The organism is Epilithonimonas sp. (genome assembly GCF_036780765.1).
GTDB lineage: Bacteria > Bacteroidota > Bacteroidia > Flavobacteriales > Weeksellaceae > Epilithonimonas.
The window spans coordinates 1-21,187 of the sequence record NZ_DAIQCG010000015.1 but is presented as its reverse complement, the minus strand read 5'-3'; the positions used below and the strand labels follow the sequence as shown (position 1 = coordinate 21,187).

Below are 21,187 nucleotides of genomic sequence, written 5' to 3'. Positions count from 1 at the left end.
CAAAGTTTTATTTGAAGTTGAAAGCCATAGCCCCGATAGTAGCGGCATCCTTTTTCTTTTTTTGCAAAAAAAGAAAAAGATATAGCGGATAGCGGGATTAAGCTCCTAAAAAAAATTATTTTACAGGCTTCACAGAAATAGCATAACCACCACTTCTTACCAAATGAACTGGCAGTTTTGTTTTGCTGTCAACGGTCTTTTTGTAGATTTTGTAACTCTGCGGATTGTTGATGTAATCTGCGTCTTTTCCATCTTCGTAGATTGTCGCTTCGTACTTTTTGCCTTTGTCAAGGAAAGAAAAATCTACTGTAAAATCTCTTGGATTTTCATCGGTAACACCACCTACAAACCAATTGTCTGTTCCTTTTGCTTTACGAGCCGTGTGGATGTAATCTCCAGGTTCTGCGGAAAGGATTTTGGTGTCGTCCCAATCTGCTGCAACATCTTTGATAAATTGGAAAGCATCCATATGTTTTGCGTAATTCTCCGGTAAATCAGCCGCCATTTGCAAAGGCATATACATCACAACATAAAGTCCTAATTGTTTTGCCAAAGTTGTCTGAACGAAACGCTTATCGCCTGGGAAATAGTAATCTAACTTAGTCTGGAAAATACCTGGCGTGTAGTCCATAGAACCTCCCATCCAACGTGTGAAAGGCAAAATCGTTTGATGGTCTGGCTTGTTTCCACCGAACGCTTCATACTCTGTTCCACGCGCTGCTTCTGCAGAAATCCAGTTTGGATAGGTTCTGCTTTCTCCACCAGGACGCACAGACTCGTGAGAGTTAACCATAATTTTATAATCATTAGCTTTCTCTGCAATTCTGTAGAAATGGTTGATTGTCCACTGAGAATAATGGTGCTCTCCTCTTGGAATAATGTCGCCCACATAACCAGTTTTCACCGATTTGTAACCGTATTTGTTCATCAATTTGAATGCATCGTCTGCCCATCTTTCGTAGTTGGTTGCAGAGCCAGAAGTCTCGTGGTGCATAATCAAATTGATACCTTTTGAATGTGCATAGTCATTCAACATTTTGATATCGAAATCCGGATAAGGTGTTATGAAGTCGAAAACAAATTCTTTGGAATGTCCGAACCAGTCTTCCCAGCCTGTGTTCCAACCTTCTATCAATAATCCACCGAAGCCGTTTGCTGCAGCAAAGTCGATATATTCTTTAACTTTTGTATTGTTAGCTGCGTGTTTTCCGTTGGGTGTTAACTTTGAAAAATCTTCTCCAATGTGTACGTTATCTGCTGTAGAATATGCCCACTGAGATTTTCCAATAATCATTTCCCACCAAACACCCATATATTTGGTTGGTTTGATGTATGAAGTATCTTTATATTTCGTAGGTTCGTTCAGGTTGAACATCATTTTCGAATCCATTACATCTTCCGCTTTTGGCGCAACAATAATGGTTCTCCAAGGCGTCACAGTAGGTGTTTGGATATAACCTTTTGCACCTTGTCTGTCTGCCGTCAAATGAGTTTTGAATTTGAAATTCTGAGCATCCACTTCCAGATGAGAAGCCGGATAATCTAGAACTGCCGCTTCACCAACGTTAACATACAATGGTTCTTTACCTTCTTTTTTGAGCATCAAAGGTGACTGAACTGCATTTTTCACAAGTGTTTGAGAAGCATTAGAATCAAAAGCTTTTGACCATTGAGTCGGAATTTCGGAAATCTTTGTGGTTTGGTATTGATATTCCTGAGAATCGTAATCTGCAACAATCCACCAAGCCTTCATATCGGTTGGAAAATCAATCTCAGAATCCTCTTCTCTGATGACGAAATAATTCAGGTTTTTCTGTTGAGGAAACTCATATCTGAATCCTAATCCATCGTTAAACAATCTGAATTTAACAACGATGCTTCTGTCAGAAGAAGTTTGATTAAGAGTTAAAGCTAACTCGTTGTAATTGTTGATATAGTTTTTCTTTTCTCCAAGAATTGGTTGCCAAGTTTCGTTTTTAGAATCTCTTTTTTCGGCTGTTTTTGTGAAGCCGTTATTGAGGTCGAAACTGGCATCTTCTGGTTTTGCAATCTCGGAAGCAAACTTGATAGAAGAATCTTTGAAAAGTCTTAATCCTAATTTAGAATCTTCTACAACTACGTTTCCGTTATATTTCAAATTATAAACAGGAACTCCGTTTTTCAATTGGAAATTCATCTCGAATTTTCCGTCTGGAGATTTAAGATTTTGAGCATTTGCTCCATTAAACATCATAGTAAGCAAAGCTGCTCCAATGGTGAATTTTTTCATTTTTTCTAAGGTTTATATATTGGTACAATATAAAAAAAGTGTTGCGAAACCGCAACACTTCTTATGATTTTTTATTTGATCACTGTTTGGTTACAGTATAAGATAACTTAAATGGATCAAATGTTATTTTGTAAGTTCCCGCTTCTGCAACAGCTATATTATCTCCTCCAGAAGACGCACTACCATTTGAACCTCCATAATTTTCTGACCAATCATTATTAACTCTGAATTTGAAATTTCCTGCAGCTAAGCTGGTAGTAATACTCCAAGACAGATTAGCATCATCCCAACTCATTCTAGTGTCTGGACCATCCCATCCATTAGCGGTAGCATCCCCTACAAGTCCCATTGAATAAGGTATTAATGTAAATTTTTTTGTATTTAAATTAACAGATAATTTCTGAGGACCTGCATTTGCCGCCTTCATATTTCCTCCTCCGTTATAAATCAAATTAACATTATCGTCGGTACCATAACTATTATCCCAGTTTCTCTCTACTGTAATTTTAAATTCTGAACCAGCTGCGGTAAAATCAATATAAGTCACATATATACCATTACTGGTTGCCGAAACGAGAGTATTAGCCGTAGCAGGATTCCATTGTTGGTACGCACCCGGAACATATAAATAAGATATTAATGCATATGTTTTGACGGTCATTTTGATAACTGGAGAGTATGTCTCAGGAATAGAAGCTCCAGCAGAAGATTTTAAACGCAGCTCAAATTTTTCAGTTTCTCCTGCGTTAGCCCCAGCATTTAATAGTAATGCATTGAAGTCCTGTACAGTATAAGATATTGATGATGACCCAGCAGCAAGGTCAACAGCTTTTGCATTTTGGAAATCAGTTCCTTCTAACGCAATTTCTAATTGATTGGATAATGCTAAATTCGGACCATAGCTTGGATCATCCCAAGAGAGTGTTACCGCTGTTTGATCTGCATTCTCTTGTGCAAGAGTCAAATCTGTCTTATCTGATCTGAGCAATCCTTCTGTTACATTTCCTATAACAGCTCTATCTTCATCTTTTTCACAAGAAAACAATAAAGAAGCTATAAAACTTACAAATAAAAATTTAAATATATTTTTCATTTTGATTTAACTTTAAAAATTAGTAGCCTTGATTTTGAACTAAGTTAGGATTAGCAATCAAATCATTAGTTGGAATAGGATAAAGTTTTCTATAATCTTCAACAGCACGTCCATCCTGAACTCCTCCTTTGAAGGGCCACAAATAAGAACCTGATGTAAATTTACCAAAACGAATAAGATCGGTTCTTCTTGTTGCTTCCCAAGCTAATTCCCTTGCTCGTTCATCTAAGATAAAATCCAAGTTAATAGACGTTACATTGCCACTTGTATTACCATAAGCTCTAGTTCTTAAAGCATTGACATATTGCAGAGCAGTAGACATATTACCTCCGCCACCTCTTAGAACCGCCTCAGCATAAATCAAATAAGCATCTGCTAAACGGAACAAAGGAAAATCTGTATCCACAAAATCACCTCCTGTATCCGAGCCAACAGCTCCAGATTTTGTTATATTTTTAAATTTGATAAGTGGATAACCATCTGTAAAAGCCCCTATTGCATTAATCTCCAAATTTTGCCCATCTGTATGAAAAACACCTCTTTTATCTATAGAACCATCTGTAGCAGGAAAAAGATTTACTAGATTTTTAGTACTTCTAAGTCCGCCCCAACCACTATTGATGCCAAAATCAGCGGCTGTCATAGAACCTCCCGTGGAAGCATGAATAATAAACGTTGTTCCACCATAAGTTCTAGTATGTGTGCCATCAAAATTAACAGAGAAAATAACTTCGTTATTTGCCAAATTGTTATCTGCTAAGAAAAGCTCATTATAATTACTTTTAAGAGAATAGCCTGAATTAATTACTTTTTCAGCATAAAGCAATGCATCTTTATATCTATTTTGTCCGGTGTAAACTTCTGCATTTAAATATAATTTTGCTAATAACATGTAAACAGCACCCTTGTCCGCTCTACCGTATTCATTAGTTCTGGGATCTTTTAAGAGTCCTTCAAGGTCCTTTAGCTCAGACTCTACATACTGGAAAAGTTCTTTACGCTCAATTCTTGGAGGAGCCGTTACACCTACATCATTTTTTTCAGTTACAAAAGGGCCGTTACCGAACAGATCAATGGCGTGCGAATAGCTTAAAGCTCTCATAAAACGAGCTTCATTTCTATACAACCTAGCCTCATCAGCGTCTGTTCCTGTGATATTTCTAGAGGATAATTTATCATCTTGAGTTTCTCTAATGAATTCATTAGCCATAGCAATCTGATAATAGATCCTATAATAAAGAGCTGTTATGTATTGATTATTGGCAGCCCAATTCATATTATGAATATCTGGAAGCCCCGAATCCGACCAAGCAATAATTGCTTCATCAGTTGGTAGCTCTTGCAATTGGAATAATTGTCTCAAATAATTCGAAGTTCCTCCGTCAATACCTCCGATGTCAGCATTACCATCACCACCTTCTTGCCCACTCATCGCAAGACCAGCATAGATTTTCCCTAAAACACCTTTATAATTGCTAAAATTAGAATATACAGATGCTGAAGTAACTTCTGTCTCCGGCATACGATCTAAATCTTTTTCACAAGAGGCAAGAAATAATGATGCTGTTATACTTATTGTTAATATATTTTTAAATTTCATGATTTTTTTAATTAAAATTGAAAGTTTAACCCAATAGAATACACTCTTGGTCTTTGATAAAGGTTATTATCAATCCCATTAAATACTTCTGGATCTAATCCACTGTAATTAGTGATTAAGAATGCGTTTTGAACAGAACCAAAAACTCTTAATTTAGAATTTTCATTAATAAAGCTTGGAAAATTATATCCTATATTGATATTATCCATTCTTAAGAATGACCCATTTTCGACATAATAGTCACTGAAATATTGAGGAGTATCAAACTGAGTATCCAGATAACTCGTATGTATGTTCTGTAAGTAGTTGTTTGCTTTTATTCCTAATAGGTTACCAAATTGGGAAGCTTGGTTATTATAAACATAATTACCAAAACTCGCTCTCATTGTAAATCCTAAATCCCAGTTTTTATATGTAAATCTAGATGAAAAACCCAGTAATAGTTCTGGTGCAGGAGATTTATATTGATACAGATCCCCACTATTAATAACCCCATCCCCGTTACGGTCCACATAGACACCTTCAATCGGTTTACCTTCCTGATTATAAACCTGTTGATAAACATAGAAAGCATTAGGTTGATATCCTTCTGCATGAACTTGGATCGTACTTCCCGTACCTCCAGAGATTCCACCTGTTAAAACAGAAGTTGATGCAAGGTTGGTAATTTCAGATTTATAATGAGTGGCATTCAAATTAAACTCCCATGAGAAGTTTTCATTTTTGATCGCTTCAACTCCAATATTGAATTCGATACCTCTGTTTCTCATATCTCCAACATTGGTCAACAACAAGTTTGTTAAATTAGCTCCAGCAGGGACAGGCACTACACTCAACAAATCTTTTGTTTCTTTTTCATAAACCTCAATACTACCATTAATTCTATTATTTAAGAATCCAAAATCAAGTCCCAAGTTCTTAGTAGTTGTAGTTTCCCATTTGATATTTTTATCATATCCCTCTCCTCGTAAGGTATTATAAAAAACATCTCCAATTTGATATTGGGCACCACTGTTAGATTGTACATATCTGGCTAAATAAGGGTAATCATTGTTATTAATATCCTGTTGACCTGTTTGTCCCCAACCAGCTCTCAATTTTAAAGTAGAGAATACATTGGTATTTTTAATAAAGTTTTCCTGATCTATTCTCCAAGCTAATGCCACAGATGGGAAATATCCTACTCTATTATCTTCACTAAATCTTGAAGAAGCATCTCTTCTTACCGAAGCTGTTAAAAGGTACTTTTTATCAAAAGTATAGTTCAATCTGGCAAAGTAAGAAATCAATGTATTTTGGGTAAAGAAGTCGTTTCCTGTTTCTGGATTCATTGTTCCATTACCATAACTTGTTGGTGCAAAAGGTTCGCTTCTTTGCCAATCTTGATAAGAGTACCCCGCAGTAATATCCACTAATGAATTGATTGCTGATATATCTTTGGTATAATTTAAATAAAACTCTAATAACTTGTTTTTTTTCTCCTGAGTATATCTTCTGTAAGAGCCTTTTCTATAGTACTCTGTTGCTGCTGTTGGTAAAACCGTAGTATTCCCGTTAGAATCAGAATAATCGTAGCCCAAATTAAGATTTGCTCTTAACTCAGGCAGGAAATGCATTTTATAATCAAACTGGATATTACCCAAAACTCGGCTAACATACGAAAGATCATAGCGTTGATTAAGCATAGATAAAGGGTTTTTTGTTCCATTCGTATTTGGTGTACCGGTAGAATCCAACCATTCAAAATATCCACCATAGTTCTCAAAACCCGGTGCAAAAACAGATTGTGTTGGATCAAACACCACAGCAGCACCTACAGCTCCATCATCCTTGAAACGGTTTTCAACATATGTACCTTTCAAATTGAAATTAATATCCAAGTGATTATCAAAAAATTTAGGATTCAAATTTAATGAAGCAGTTGACCTTTCAATATTATTAGTTTTAATAATACCATCTTGATTAAGATAACCTAAGGATAATCTATATGGCAACCCCTTCACTCCTCCAGATAGAGAAAGCGTGTTATCGAACCCAACCGCAGTTTGGTAGATTTCTTTTTGCCAATTAGTATTAGATTTTCCTAAAAGAAGTTTGTAATTATTAGCAGCCTTAGAATTGACTACATCCCTGAACTGATCAGCCGATAACATCTCCACAGTCCCCATCTTATCATAAACAGAAGTAGTGGTGGTATAAGTCGCTTTTAATTTACCCGTTTTCCCTCTTTTCGTAGTGATAATAATAACTCCATTAGATGCTCTTGACCCATAGATAGCAGTAGCAGAAGCATCCTTCAAGATATTAAACGACTCAATATCATTCGGGTTTATCAATGCCAATGGATTAGAAGCTCCACTAATACCATTATTATCCAAAGGCACACCATCAATAACGATCAATGGATCATTACTAGCATTAAGGGAAGCTCCTCCTCTAATTCTAATAGTTGAACCAGCACCAGGCGCTCCACTGTTTGTAGTAATTTGTATACCCGAAGCTTTACCTTGTATCAGTTGTTCTGGCGAATTAACACTCCCTTCGTTAAAGTCCTTTGCTGAAATAGCAGTAATAGAACCAGTAAGGTCTGTTTTTTTCTTAGCACCATAACCAATCAACACAACCTGTTCGATCTCGGTTTCCTTCTTTATCGAATCATTTTGTTGTGCATGTAGCATTGATCCGAGCAATAGAAAAGCTGGAGCAATTTTTAATACATTATAGTTTCTCACAAAAAATAAATTTTTAAGGTTTATATTATTTTCTTATTTGTCTCTAAATTACACTTAATCTAGTTTTGCAATTTATAAAAAAAACAACATTGTGTTAAAATATTTTTAAAATTAGTGAATTTAGTACATCATTTTATTAAAAAAAACACTACAACTAAATTTAAAGCACTAAAAATCAAAGCTTTAAAGCAATGTTAATTTTTTTAACAAATAATGATTTTTAGTGATTTTTTCTATTTTTAAGCTTGTTTTTCTTCTTCTAAATTAACCAATATTAATCCTATATTAATCAAAAATGAAACAAATTATAATTTTTAGAATTTTTCCAATTGCTAAAAACTTCAATAAATTCGTGACTTTAATAAAACTTAAAAAATTCAGTCAAATAAAATTTTAAATTAAATTAATTAACCAAAAATCATTAAAACACTAAATTTTAAAAAAAACTCCAAACACGAACAATGGACGAACATAGGATTTAGAACGGACCTACAAAAACAAGTGAAAAATTTTCATTTCTAATTATTTGATTTTGCAATTACAATTCAAAACTGGATATAAGTTAAATGCTCTTTTTATAATCTCATTAAACTAAAAACTTAATTGTTATTGATCCATTTTAATATTGCTTTACTTATCTGATTTTAAAAATGAAAATCGTATTTTTGCAACTCAAAATTTCAATTAAAAAATGTCAAACAGAAAGATGATTACGGCGGCTTTGCCTTATGCAAACGGACCGGTTCATATAGGGCATTTGGCGGGTGTTTATATTCCTGCGGATGTTTATGCTAGATTTCAAAGAAGATCAGGAAAAGATGTGGCTTTTATCTGCGGAAGCGATGAGCACGGGATTCCTATTACCATAAGAGCTAAAAAAGAAGGCGTTACTCCGCAAGATATTGTTGATAAATACCACGAAATCATCAAAAAATCGTTCTCAGATTTGGGGATTTCTTTTGATGAATATTCTAGAACAACATCAGCGAATCACCGTGAAACAAGTCAGGATTTCTTCAAAGTTCTTTATGAAAAAGGGAAATTCACGGAAGAAATGTCTGAACAGTATTTTGACGAACAGGCTGGAGAATTTTTAGCAGACCGATACATTGTGGGAACTTGTCCGAATTGTGGCAACGAAAACGCTTATGGAGACCAATGTGAAAAATGCGGCTCTACCCTTTCACCATCCGAATTGATTAATCCAAAATCTATGCTGAGCGGAAATGTTCCAATTCTTAAAGAGACAAAAAACTGGTATTTACCATTAAACGAATACGAAGATTTCTTAAACCAATGGATTATCGAAGGTCATAAAGACGACTGGAAACCGAACGTTTACGGACAGGTAAAATCTTGGTTAAACGATGGCTTAAAGCCTCGTGCAATGACCAGAGATTTGAACTGGGGAGTTCCTGTTCCACTTCCTGGTGCAGAAGGAAAAGTATTGTATGTATGGTTTGATGCACCTATTGGTTATATTTCTTTCACGAAAGAATGGGCGGAGAAAAACGGAAAAGACTGGAAAGATTACTGGCAAAGCGAAGGAAGTGATTTGGTTCATTTCATTGGAAAAGATAATATTGTATTCCACTGTATTATTTTCCCTGCTATGATGAAAGCTCACGGCGATTTTAATATGCCGAAAAACGTTCCTGCTTTTGAATTTTTGAATCTTGAAAACGATAAAATTTCAACCTCAAGGAACTGGGCAGTTTGGGCACACGAATATGTGGAAGATTTCCCTGGTCAACAGGATGTTTTGCGTTATGCATTGCTTTCATCAGCTCCAGAAACAAAGGATAATAATTTTACGTGGAAAGATTTCCAGACGAAGAATAATTCTGAATTAGTTGGAATTTTTGGGAATTTCATCAACAGAGTGGCGGTTTTGATTCATAAATATTATGATGGAATAGTTCCTCAAGGTGATGCAAACGCTTCCGAATTAGCTGAAATCAATAAATCAGCAAAAGAAATTTCTGGTTTCTTAGAAAATTATGAGTTCAGAAATTCTTTAACAGCTTTGATGAATTTGGCTCGTTTCGGTAATCAATATCTTCAGACAGAAGAACCTTGGAAAACGATTAAAGATAATCCGGAAAAAGCGGCACATTCTTTATTTGTAGGCGCTCAGATTGCAGTTGCTTTGGCTCAGTTGTGTGAACCGTTTATGCCTTTCAGTTCTGAAAAATTATTGAATATGTTCAATGTTCAAAAATCAGATTGGAAAGATGTTGAAACTAAATCTGTTTTAATAGAAACAGGTCATAAAATCAACGAAGCTTCTCTTCTTTTTTCAAAAATCGAAGACGATGTCATCGAAGCTCAAATCCAAAAACTGGAAGACACCAAACAAAACAATAAAAAAACAAATCCTAACGCCAATCCTATGAAAGAGGAAATACAATTTGATGATTTTGCTAAAATCGATTTGAGAACTGCAACTATTTTAACGGCTGAAAAAGTTGAAAAAGCAGACAAACTTCTGAAATTCACAGTTGATACAGGTGTTGATGTAAGAACGGTAGTTTCTGGTGTTGCTGAGAGTTTTTCTCCAGAGGAATTAATTGGAAAACAAGTAATGATTTTATTAAATCTCGCTCCAAGAAAAATCCGCGGAATAGAATCTCAAGGAATGTTCTTATTAACAACTAAACCAGACGGAAAATTATCTTTCGTAACGCCGGATGACAGCAATGTTGAGAACGGAATTGAGATTGGATAATTTCTAATTTCAAATATACATATGGGCATTTTCTAGTGCCCATTTTTTTTATCAATATGGTCAGTAAAAACACGCTAAGAAAACTTTCTGACCGCGAACTGGAAAACTACCTGAAACCCGAATCTCGCTTTGTTCCCAAAGCGATTCAGACGGCTTTTGAAATTTTGACAGAAAGAGGCAGATATTTTTCCGATGAAGAAAAGGAAAACATTCAAAAATTAATTAATAAAAAAGAAAACGAAGAATTAGATCGTTTACTAGAAGAACAAGAATTAAAAAAAGATCACATCACAGAAGATGCGAATGCAATTCGTCTTTTTTCTAGAGGAATAATTTTGTTTTTTGGATTCTTTTTTGGGTTTGTTTCTGGCGCAATTTTGTTAGGACTAAATTTTTTCAAACTAAAAAAATACAAAGAAGGCATCTTGGTTATCTTATTGGGATTTATTTATTCGATAATTCAATATTTCGGAGTTCCTATAATGTATAAAATGAAAAGTGCGCACGAAATGACCAGCTACAGAAAAAGCCCAGAATTGCTTTTCATAATTTTCGGAGTTCTAGTTTTATATTTCATTTGGATAGAGGTTATTAAAAAATTACCCTATCGTTCAGAATCACCATTAATTCCCATTTTGTTGGGATTATTAATGTCTTTTTTAATTTACACCAACTTTAACAATTGGTTTTCTTCCTATTTTTTACTCAATCTCGCCAGATAAGAATCTTCAGCCTGCAAAACTTTTTCAATTTTAAAATCATTATTTTCTGCAGCATTTTTCAAAGTATCAAAGTCTAGATACAACCATTTTATCGGTTCTTCAGATTCGCCTTTGTAATGAACAACATAATCTAGTTCGCCATAATATCCATCTGCTGGGATGTAAAAACCACCATCTTCATCCTCATCAAACATATAGAGAATATCGGTGCTATCAATAAGAATCTGACCATTTTTATTTAATAAAGAATGAAGTTTTTGAAGATAAACATCAATAACATTCAGGCTTTGGAAAATTCCTGTTCCGTTCATCAACAAAAGAATCGTATCAAAATTTCCTTCTGAAAAATGCAGCATATTCTCTGCAACAGCACTCTTCACGCCTCTCAGTTGACAAACCTCGATTGATTTTGGAGAAATATCTAATGCTGTAACTTCAAGATTCTTTTCATTCTGAAGATAAAGTGAATGCGAACCAGCTCCAGCTCCGATGTCCAAAACTTTTCCGCTCGCCAATTTTAAAGCTTTTTGTTCGATTTTATTCATCGCATCAAAATCTCGGAAAAGATAATCTACAGGAAGTTCATCCAGTTCAGAAATCGATGTTTCGGTTTGCAAATCTTCTGGATCAACATTGTGATAATAATCCCAGATTGCGCGTCCCATTAGGTCTTTCATAGCGGTAAATCTTTTGCAAAGATAGAATTTTAGTTTCGTAGTTTTAAGTTAAACACAAAGGCACAAAGCTATTTTTCTTCGATTCGTTTTTAAGGGACAAAGAAATTTTCGCTACAAGATTTCAACTTTAAAAAACTTGAAATCTTTTGTGCCTAAAAAGAATTATGGATTAAAATTAAAACCTTATGTCTTTGTGTTTAATGTATAAGTTTATCATTGTCATTACTTTTTTCTATTTCCTTACGGTTCAGATTTTGCTAATAATGCCTAAATTGTATCTCAAATTTGAAATCAATCTATGACAGATAAAAATAAAAACTTCCACACGGGATTCACTTTCAGCAAGCATATTCCGGAAGAGGTTTCGCATTTTGACAGAGTATTTGGTATTTTCAAAGACTTGCTCATCCACACTTCCGGAGATTTGGACGAAGCTTTTGACTGGCTGGATATGCTCGATAAAGAGTACGACATTTTCAATGAAGAATATGGCTTGGATGACTTTATCGAAGACCTTAAAAAACGAGGTTACATCAAAGAAGAAATTAAACCAGAAGATGGTAATACAGGTTCTGGAGAAGGTAAAAATATTCTGACGGCAAAATTAGAAGCAGCTTTAAGAGATTATGCACTCGACCAAATATTTGGAAAACTGAGAAAAAGCGGCGTTGGTAATCATAGAACTAACAAAAGCGGTGTTGGTGACGAGAAAGATGGAGAAAACCGAAATTTCCAATTTGGCGATGACCTCGCAATGGTTAATCTGACGGAAAGTATTAAGAATGCACAAATCAACAACGGAATTTCGGATTTGAGATTAACAGAAAACGACCTCATCGTAGAAGAAACCAAACATAAAGCGCAGATGAGCACGGTTTTAATGATTGACATCAGCCACTCGATGATTTTGTATGGCGAAGACCGAATCACACCTGCCAAAAAAGTAGCGATGGCATTAGTGGAACTTATCAAAAGAAAATATCCGAAAGATTCCATTGACATTATTGTTTTCGGGAATGATGCTTGGCCAATTCAGATTAAGGATTTGCCTTATCTGCAAGTCGGGCCTTATCACACCAATACCGTTGCCGGATTGGAATTGGCGATGGACATCCTCCGAAGAAAACGTAATACGAACAAGCAAATCTTTATGATTACCGACGGGAAACCAAGTTGTCTAAAACTTCCAACCGGCGAATACTATATGAATAGTGTTGGATTGGACGAAAAAATCGTCTCCGAATGTCTTAACAGAGCAGCACAAGCGAGAAAACTGAAAATCCCAATCACCACTTTTATGATTGCGCAAGATCCGTATCTGAGACAATTCGTGAAAGCCTTCACGGCTCAGAATAAAGGTAAAGCTTTTCTGACCGGACTTTCTGGTTTGGGACAAATGATATTTGAAGATTACGAAAAAAATAGAATTAAAAGGATTTAAATTAAAGCGGGAAGCTGGATGTCAGAAGTTAGAAGACTTCCAATATCCATCTTCCAACATCCATACAAATTAATATTAAAAATGAAGAACGATACAACATTCAAAGAATTAAAAAAATCGGGATACACAGATAAAACCATCAATCAGGAAATCCAAGCGAACCTGATTACAAAAATCAAAGCTAAAGAACCAGTTTTCGAAGGACTTTGGGGTTACGAAGACACCGTAATTCCACAACTGAAGAAAGCAATCTTGGCCGGACATCACATCAATCTTTTAGGGTTACGCGGACAGGCAAAAACCAGAATTGCCAGAAGTATGGTTAATCTTTTGGACGAATATATGCCGATTGTGAAAGGTTCCGAAATCAACGACAGTCCGTTTCAGCCGATTTCAAAGTTTGCTAGAGATTTGATTGCTGAGTTAGGAGATGAAACTCCAATTTCTTGGGTGCATCGTTCAGAAAGATTCTTTGAAAAACTGGCAACGCCGGACGTGAATGTGGCAGATTTAATTGGAGATATCGACCCAATAAAAGCAGCGACTTTGAAACTTCCTTATTCCGACGAACGTGTTTTACATTACGGAATGATTCCAAGAGCCAACCGTTCGATTTTTGTTTTGAATGAATTGCCCGATTTACAGGCTAGAATCCAAGTTTCTTTGTTTAACATTTTGCAGGAAGGCGATGTTCAAATCCGAGGTTTCCAGTTGAGAATGCCTTTGGATATTCAGTTTGTGTTTACAGCGAATCCTGAAGATTATACCAACAGAGGAAGTATTGTTACACCTTTGAAAGACAGAATTGGTTCTCAGATTTTTACCCATTATCCAAAAACCATAGCATTAGCAAGACAAATTACCGAACAGGAAGCATTGATTTCTGAAGATGATAAAGCAAAAATCCAAGTTCCAGATTTGGCAAGAAATCTTTTAGAAGAAGTCGCTTTTGCAGCGAGAGAAAGTGAATATGTAGATGCGAAAAGTGGTGTGAGTGCAAGATTAACCATCAGCGCGATGGAAAACCTAATTGCAGCGGCTAAATTGAGACTACTGGAATCTGATTCGGATAAGACACAAGTTCGTTTGTTGGATTTTATGTCGATTATCCCGTCCATTACAGGTAAGATTGAATTGGTTTATGAAGGCGAACAGGAAGGCGCAGATTTCGTAGCCAAAATATTAATTGATGACGCTGTGATGACACAATTCGAAAGCCTTTTCCCGAGAGTTCCAAAACTGGAAAAAGAAGGTTTGAAAACACCTTACACCGATATCATCCAATGGTTCAACAATAATCATCTGGAACTTAATTATTCTGACACAGATAAAGAATTTTACAACAAATTGGACAGCGTAAAACCTCTAACCACTTTGATTGAAGACAATGTTCCTGAATTGGATGACAATGATAAAAACTTCTGCAAAGAGTTGGTGCTTTGGGCTTTGACAATTAGTAAGAAATTGGATAAGTCTGAGAATGCTTCGGCTTTCAGTTTTGAATCGGCTGGGATTGGTCAGTTTTTTAGAAGTTAATTCTAAAATTTCAAAAATAAAAAAGCCTCAGTGAAAATTCTCTGAGGTTTTTATTTATAGCCCCGATACTAACGGCATCCTTTTTTGTTATTGCGGGAAAAAAATTCTAAAGATTGCTTCACTTCGTTCGCAATGACAAAAAAGATATAGTGGATAGCGGGAAACAGCACCAAAAAAACAATAAATAGAAACTGTTCGACGAAGTCAATAAGCTCCAAAAAAAAATTCCGCAAAAGATGCGGAATTTATATTTTAATGCTTGTTGTCGATGTCGATATCTACATCCTCCAAAGGTTCTTGTTCTGCTTTGAACGTTTCTCCAAAACCTCCATTCTGAAGTTTTGAATTTCTCTTACTGTACAAGAAATAGATGAAAAAACCTATTACCAACCAGCCTAAAGAATACATTTGCGCTTCTTTGCTTAGGTTGATAATCAAATAGGTGTTGATTGCTATTCCTAAAACTGCAATAACTGGCAATGCAGGCACTTTAAAGTTTCTTTGCAAATTGGGTTCTTTTACTCGCAATACCCAAACTGCTACACATACCATAGTAAAAGCAAATAAAGTTCCGAAGCTTGTCATATGTGCAAGATCATTAATCGGGGTAAATGATGCTACCACAGAAATAACGGCGCCCAAAATTACCAGATTCTTGGATGGGACACCACTTAAAGGATTTACTTTTGCAAATGTTTTAGGAATTAGACCATCTTTTGACATTCCTAAAAATATTCTGGATTGTCCCATAATCATTACCATTAAAACAGAAATAAGTCCAACTGTAGCAGCAATCGTGATGATGTAACCTGCCCAAGCTTGTCCAGCTATATCAAAAGCATAAGCCACAGGAGCTTTGATAGCATCCGGATATTTTCCTAAAGGATTGAAGTCTGTATAATGCATCATCCCTGTTAAAACCAATGATACCAAAATGTATAATAATGTACAAATTACCAATGATGCAATGATTGCAAACGGAACATCTTTTTTAGGATTTATAGCCTCACCAGCCTGTGTAGAAACAGCATCGAATCCTACATAAGCAAAGAAAATCGCAGATGCTCCGGCAACAACTCCTGCATAACCATAAGCAGAATGTGAAACACCGTTTTCTGTAATTGTAGTTGCAGCAGGGATAAATGGTGACCAGTTTTCTGGATTGATAAAGAAAATTCCCGCTACAATTACAAAAATAATGGCTGAAACTTTCATCACTACAATGAAGTTATTAGCTTTTGCTGCTCCTTTTGTTCCTCTTAAAAGAATCCCAATTACTACCCATACAATTAAAAATGCAGGTAGGTTCATAGAAAATCCAGAATTACCTGCAGCAAGATACGTTTGTGGATCCGTTGTGAGCCAAGCTGGCATGTGCAAGCCAAACATTTTAAGCAATTTTCCAAAATATCCGGACCAAGAAACGGCTACTGTCATAGATCCCATTGCATATTCCAGAATCAATCCCCAACCAATAATCCATGCGAAAATTTCTCCAACGGTTCCATAGGCATAAGCATACGCAGAACCTTCAACCGGAAGTATAGATGCAAATTCTGCATAACATAATGCTGCAAAAACACAAGCAATCCCAGCGATGACGAAAGAAAGCGCTAAAGCAGGACCAGCGTTATAATAGGCACCTGTCCCTGTTAAAACAAAAATACCACCTCCAATGATGGCACCAATCCCAATAGCTGTTAAACTCCATTTTCCCAATACACGCTTGAGCTGACTTTTTTTAATGTCCGCTTCATAAGCTTCCATTGGTTTCTTAATCCAAATATTTGCCATAATTGTAATTTTTTTTACCCCAAAAATTAAGGGGGACTTTCTTCTATATTTATTTTTAAATTACGAAAATATTAAAAAAAATGCTTTCATTAACTTTTTTTAACTAATTAATTTTACTTATCTATATTAATTATGAATAAGCTGATTGAATTTTTAAAGATTAATAATTATCTTTGAGGATATGAATTTCCTCGAAGAACTCACGGCCCAATATCAATCCTACGAAACTTATCTGATTGTTTTAGAAATCATTGCAACTATATTCGGTTTACTTAGCGTTAACTTTTCTATTAAAAAAAACATCTGGGTTTATCCTACAGGAATCATTTCCACTGTGCTTTTCATTTATATTATGTTTGTCTTTGGACTTTTGGGAGATATGCTTATTAATGTATATTATACGGTTATGAGTATTTATGGATGGATTCTTTGGTCAAAAAGTTCAGAAGACCACATCCACGTAGAAGTAAAAAAAGCGAGTAAGAACGATTGGAGTTTTGGAAGTGCTCTTTTTTTGGGCAGCTTACTTTTCGTAGGTTTAATCTACTATTTTAAACCTTTTATTGATAATCAATTTTCGATGGAAGGCGTCAAACTAGGACTTTATCATCTCGATTGGGCGAATTACACGGATATTGTGACCACTTCCCTTTTCCTTGTCGGGATGTATTTTATGGCGAAAAGAAATCTTGAAAACTGGATTTTCTGGATTGTTGCCGATATTGTCTGCGTTCCGATGATGCTTTACAAAGGTCTAGGATTTACCGCGCTGCAATATTTGATTTTTACAGCAATGGCAATCGTAGGTTATCTGGAATGGAAGAAAAACTTAGTTAAGTCCTGATAATTTTTCAGCATATTCCTTAGCAAAAATTGCTTTGTCTTCTTGTAACTTTTCGATAGTTTTTGGCAGAATATAATGGAAGATATATTGATCGTGTTCATCTGTAAAACCAATTTCCTTTTCTTCGCCATCAATCATTTGGGCAAAAATATCCCACATAGATTGGTCTTTCAACTTCAATAATTCAAAAAAATCGTTGGCTTTTATGGTGATGTTTTTCATTAATGTAAAATGTATTTTGTAAAAAGTAAAATGTATTTTCTTTAATAGACTTTAAATATCTTTAATAAAATCCTCATATTCATAAAACATACGCTCGAAAGCGTCCATTTTTTCTACAAAGAATTCGAAAATATCTGGCCAGGTTTGTTTATTGAAAATACTTACTCCTGTTTTCTCAACCCAAATTCTGCTGATGACTTTTCCATTATCCAAAACATAAAATTCATCTTTTGCAAATTCTCCAATTTCATCTTCTAAAATGGATTCCAAAGACCAAATCTTCTCGTAATAAGCATTACGGAACAGTTCATCTTTCATCTCGATATCAATAGAAACCTCAGCTTTTTTGTTATCTGCATAAAACTTGAAAGAAAAATCCTTGATTTTGGTATCATACAGCAACCATTTTCTTGGAAAAGCTTTTCCGAAAGCCGTCCAGAATTCTTTTTTGAGTAGTTGAGCTTCTTGTTTAGAGAACACTTTTTTAATTATAAATGATTAATGATGAATGATGAGCAATCCAGCTTTGAATTTACAAAGTCAAATCTATTTTTGCGTCGTTGAATTCCTTGATTAGGTTTTCAAAGACTTTTTCAACAGGGAGAATCTCGTCTATTAAAGCAGAAACTTGTCCGATTTCCAGTTCTCCTTCTACCAAATCGCCTTCGAACATTCCGCGTTTGGCGCGGGCTCTTCCGAGAGTTTCTTTCAGAGCTTCAACGTTTCTGCCAGTTTCATATAAACCTTCCAGATCTTGAAAGAATTTATTTTTAACCAAACGAACTGGTGCCAATTCTTTCAATGTTAATTGCGTATCACCTTCTTTCAGTTCAATGATTTTATTTTTAAAATTCTCATGAGAACTTGCTTCAACTGTTGCGGCAAAACGAGAACCAATCTGGACACCGTCTGCGCCCAAAGTCATTGCAGCACGCATCTGACTTCCCAAACCAATTCCGCCCGCTGCAATCAAAGGAATATCGATTTGTTTTCTGACATTCGGAATCAGGCAAAGCGTGGTCGTTTCATCTCGTCCGTTATGACCGCCAGCTTCAAAACCTTCTGCTACCACCGCATCCACTCCAGCTTCCTTACATTTTATCGCAAACTTTGCACTTGATACAACGTGAGCAACTTTGATGCCTTCTTTCTTCAGAGTTTCTGTATAAATTTTCGGATTTCCTGCGGATGTAAAAACGATTTTAACGCCTTCTTCCAAAATGATATTGATGATTTCTTCAAGATTTGGGTAAAGTAGAGCTACATTCACACCGAAAGGTTTATCCGTAGCCGCTTTACATTTTCTAATGTTTTCTCGCAAAACATCAGGATACATACTTGCAGAGCCAATCAATCCCAATCCGCCATTATTAGAAACCGCCGAAGTCAATCTCCATCCAGAATGCCAAATCATTCCACCTTGAACGATTGGATATTTTGTACCGAAAAGCTGTGTGATTCTATTCATTTTGTTGTATTGTTTTTGGGCAATTCCAAAATCGATGAAGCTGGACATTTTTTATTTTTTTCAAAAATAGGAATTCGTTTTTTAATATTCAACAATACTGTTATTCATTAAAATTTTAATCTCAAAAAAATCTAACTCATATTTTACTTCTAGCATTTTAATAAAAAGAGTAAGCCTACTATCGGTTGACAGAAGGCTTACTATTAGGTAAAAATAAGCTTACTACTGAGCAATGGTAAGCCTACTTTTATATGGATTTAGTTTAGTTGTTAATAAAAGTGATATTAATCAATCCTTAATAAACTTGACGGTTTCCGTTCCTTTTGTTGTAAAAATCTGAATAAGGTAAGTTCCTTTTACCAATAATTGAACATCTACAGTTTTGCTGCCATTCAGAGATTTTTCCAATAGTTTTCTTCCTGAATAATCAGAAATAACTACTTTATCAATTTTGTTGTCTGAAGTCAGATTCAAAACATCTTTTACTGGGTTAGGATATAGTGTGATTTGAGAATTCTTATTAACATCAGAAACATTAAGGGTTTCATTATAAGCATTAATGGCTAAAGCTGTTTTGGACTCACAACCATCTACAGTTTGTGTAGCATAATAAGTGGTATTATTGACAATCAATGTAGAACTTGCTATAGAATTAATATGATTAACAGCATCATATTCTGAAGCATACCATTTAATTCCTTGTCCCATAACATTGAAAATTGACAATGATTGTCCGCTGTTAAAGCTCAGTCTAATAGCCGGTGAAGAAACTGGATTATCTTGGCTCAAAATAGTAAACTCTTCTGTAATAAAACAGCCTTTACTATCTGTTATTTTAACACTGTATTCTCCAGCAGCGAGATTAGTTTCAGTTGAACCTGTACCTCCTGATGGTGACCACAAGTATGTATAAGGAGCTGAACCACCTGTTACTTCTACACTCGCAGTCCCATTATCAATCGTGCAAGTAGCATTGGTTTTGGATATTGTAGCCGTCAACTGTGAAGGCACATTGATAAGGACAGGTTCCTTTTCGCCTACACAGTCAACCAGTTTATAATTAATGCGGCCATTCCACGCTCTCGGATTATAAACGGCTCCAGTTCCCGCTGTAAAAGGATATTCTAATCCAACTCCTATTTTAATTTCCATGTCATTATTCCAATAAGTAGCGCCTTCCACCGAATTGGAATAATTAAGTGCTATGCTTGTAGAATTGGATGTAATGTATAGCCCATAAGTCTTACCTGCAGGGATATGTAAATCACCCACAACAGCATTAACAAAACTACCAGTATAAACGACTGGTGCACTACCTAAAAAAGTCCACGCTTCAGGATTGTTCTCGAAACCAGTAAAAGTTCCTTCTTTAAAATAAACTTCTATTGTAGTGTTTCCCATGGGGGAAACATCAAAAGAAGAAATAACCAAGTCGTTCGTAGCTGTAACATCTATCATATTACCTCTATGGTTATTCCCGCCAGTATTGCTAGCTAAAAGAGTTTCTTGTGGAGATAACTTTGCTCCTTGTACAAAAAATGTAGTATTTGTGGTTAATAAGGGCGTCGTATATTTATCACCTGTATGAACTGGCGACGTATCCGTCAGCTGTTTATACCAAAAATACTGTTCAGCTCCAAATGCCTCTAATGTTGCTGACGTATTATTGCAAGCAACTTCATTTCCCGTTACTGTAATATCTATGGGAGCAGGCTGTGTAATAGTAAAATCTTGAGTTTTGATATTATTATTAAAGTCTTTTACCGTAACTGTATAACTACCTGCGGATAGCCCTGTAGCAAAAGAATTTGTACCTCCTACAGGTGACCAACTGTAGGTATAGGGTTCTACTCCACCAGTCACTTGGACATATGCAGAACCATTACTACCTCCAAAACAACTTACATTACCTTGATAACTTGGAATCACAACTAATTGTGCCCAAATTGTATTGGAAAAGATTAATAAAATCATTACCAATAGAGAATTGATTTTTTTCATAATGTTTACTTTTTGAGATTGTTAAAAATTTATTTCGACAAATGTAAGTGCTATACTTAA

General features: G+C 35.3%; 15 protein-coding genes. 5 read left to right on the top strand and 10 right to left on the bottom strand.

Annotation, left to right across the window (positions count from 1 at the left end; all coding sequences use genetic code 11):
- Nucleotides 1–115: 115 nt before the first annotated feature.
- From V7P73_RS13845 to V7P73_RS13830, 4 genes are all read right to left on the bottom strand, one after another.
- Complete coding sequence (locus tag V7P73_RS13845) at nt 116–2,269, bottom strand: glycoside hydrolase family 97 protein (RefSeq protein WP_333854613.1); 2,154 nt, start codon at nt 2,267–2,269, stop codon at nt 116–118.
- Between the two features lie 79 nt (nt 2,270–2,348).
- Nucleotides 2,349–3,362 carry a SusE domain-containing protein gene (locus V7P73_RS13840; protein ID WP_333854611.1) on the bottom strand — a complete coding sequence of 338 codons (1,014 nt, stop codon included), beginning with the start codon at nt 3,360–3,362 and terminating at the stop codon, nt 2,349–2,351.
- Between the two features lie 19 nt (nt 3,363–3,381).
- Nucleotides 3,382–4,962, bottom strand: coding sequence for a RagB/SusD family nutrient uptake outer membrane protein (locus V7P73_RS13835; RefSeq protein ID WP_333854609.1), 1,581 nt, complete (start codon nt 4,960–4,962; stop codon nt 3,382–3,384).
- Between the two features lie 11 nt (nt 4,963–4,973).
- Nucleotides 4,974–7,640 (bottom strand): SusC/RagA family TonB-linked outer membrane protein, encoded by a 2,667-nt coding sequence (locus V7P73_RS13830; RefSeq protein WP_333854608.1) that lies wholly within the window; start codon nt 7,638–7,640, stop codon nt 4,974–4,976.
- Between the two features lie 745 nt (nt 7,641–8,385).
- Here V7P73_RS13830 and metG point away from each other — a divergent pair.
- Nucleotides 8,386–10,422, top strand: a complete 2,037-nt coding sequence (gene metG, locus V7P73_RS13825; protein ID WP_333854606.1) for a methionine--tRNA ligase — start codon at nt 8,386–8,388, stop codon at nt 10,420–10,422.
- Nucleotides 10,423–10,478: 56 nt separating this feature from the next.
- Nucleotides 10,479–11,144, top strand: a complete 666-nt coding sequence (locus V7P73_RS13820; protein ID WP_333854604.1) for a hypothetical protein — start codon at nt 10,479–10,481, stop codon at nt 11,142–11,144.
- Here the strand turns inward: V7P73_RS13820 and V7P73_RS13815 are convergent.
- Nucleotides 11,117–11,821: a class I SAM-dependent methyltransferase gene (locus V7P73_RS13815; protein ID WP_333854602.1), complete on the bottom strand. Its 705-nt coding sequence runs from the start codon at nt 11,819–11,821 to the stop codon at nt 11,117–11,119. The two genes, V7P73_RS13820 and V7P73_RS13815, sit on opposite strands and share 28 nt — an antisense overlap.
- Nucleotides 11,822–12,119: 298 nt before the next feature.
- Between V7P73_RS13815 and V7P73_RS13810 the strand changes: the two genes are divergently transcribed.
- Together V7P73_RS13810 and V7P73_RS13805 are read left to right on the top strand one after the other, a co-directional pair.
- Complete coding sequence (locus V7P73_RS13810) at nt 12,120–13,262, top strand: vWA domain-containing protein (RefSeq protein WP_333854600.1); 1,143 nt, start codon at nt 12,120–12,122, stop codon at nt 13,260–13,262.
- A gap of 81 nt (nt 13,263–13,343) precedes the next feature.
- Nucleotides 13,344–14,798 (top strand): sigma 54-interacting transcriptional regulator, encoded by a 1,455-nt coding sequence (locus tag V7P73_RS13805; RefSeq protein ID WP_333854598.1) that lies wholly within the window; start codon nt 13,344–13,346, stop codon nt 14,796–14,798.
- A gap of 252 nt (nt 14,799–15,050) precedes the next feature.
- Here the strand turns inward: V7P73_RS13805 and V7P73_RS13800 are convergent, their stop codons facing one another.
- Nucleotides 15,051–16,592, bottom strand: coding sequence for an APC family permease (locus V7P73_RS13800; protein ID WP_333854596.1), 1,542 nt, complete (start codon nt 16,590–16,592; stop codon nt 15,051–15,053).
- Nucleotides 16,593–16,773: 181 nt separating this feature from the next.
- Between V7P73_RS13800 and pnuC the strand changes: the two genes are divergently transcribed.
- Nucleotides 16,774–17,436: a nicotinamide riboside transporter PnuC gene (gene pnuC, locus V7P73_RS13795; protein ID WP_333854593.1), complete on the top strand. Its 663-nt coding sequence runs from the start codon at nt 16,774–16,776 to the stop codon at nt 17,434–17,436.
- Here pnuC and V7P73_RS13790 read toward each other — a convergent pair.
- The 4 genes from V7P73_RS13790 to V7P73_RS13775 form a co-directional block, all read right to left on the bottom strand.
- A complete protein-coding gene (locus V7P73_RS13790) occupies nt 17,422–17,658 on the bottom strand; it encodes a hypothetical protein (RefSeq protein ID WP_312751507.1) in 237 nt (78 codons plus the stop codon). The two genes, pnuC and V7P73_RS13790, sit on opposite strands and share 15 nt — an antisense overlap.
- 51 nt (nt 17,659–17,709) lie before the next feature.
- Nucleotides 17,710–18,138: a DUF4268 domain-containing protein gene (locus V7P73_RS13785; protein WP_333854590.1), complete on the bottom strand. Its 429-nt coding sequence runs from the start codon at nt 18,136–18,138 to the stop codon at nt 17,710–17,712.
- Nucleotides 18,139–18,190: 52 nt separating this feature from the next.
- Complete coding sequence (locus V7P73_RS13780) at nt 18,191–19,126, bottom strand: NAD(P)H-dependent flavin oxidoreductase (RefSeq protein ID WP_333854615.1); 936 nt, start codon at nt 19,124–19,126, stop codon at nt 18,191–18,193.
- Nucleotides 19,127–19,414: 288 nt separating this feature from the next.
- Nucleotides 19,415–21,127, bottom strand: a complete 1,713-nt coding sequence (locus V7P73_RS13775; RefSeq protein WP_333854588.1) for a T9SS type A sorting domain-containing protein — start codon at nt 21,125–21,127, stop codon at nt 19,415–19,417.
- Between the last annotated feature and the right edge of the window lie 60 nt (nt 21,128–21,187).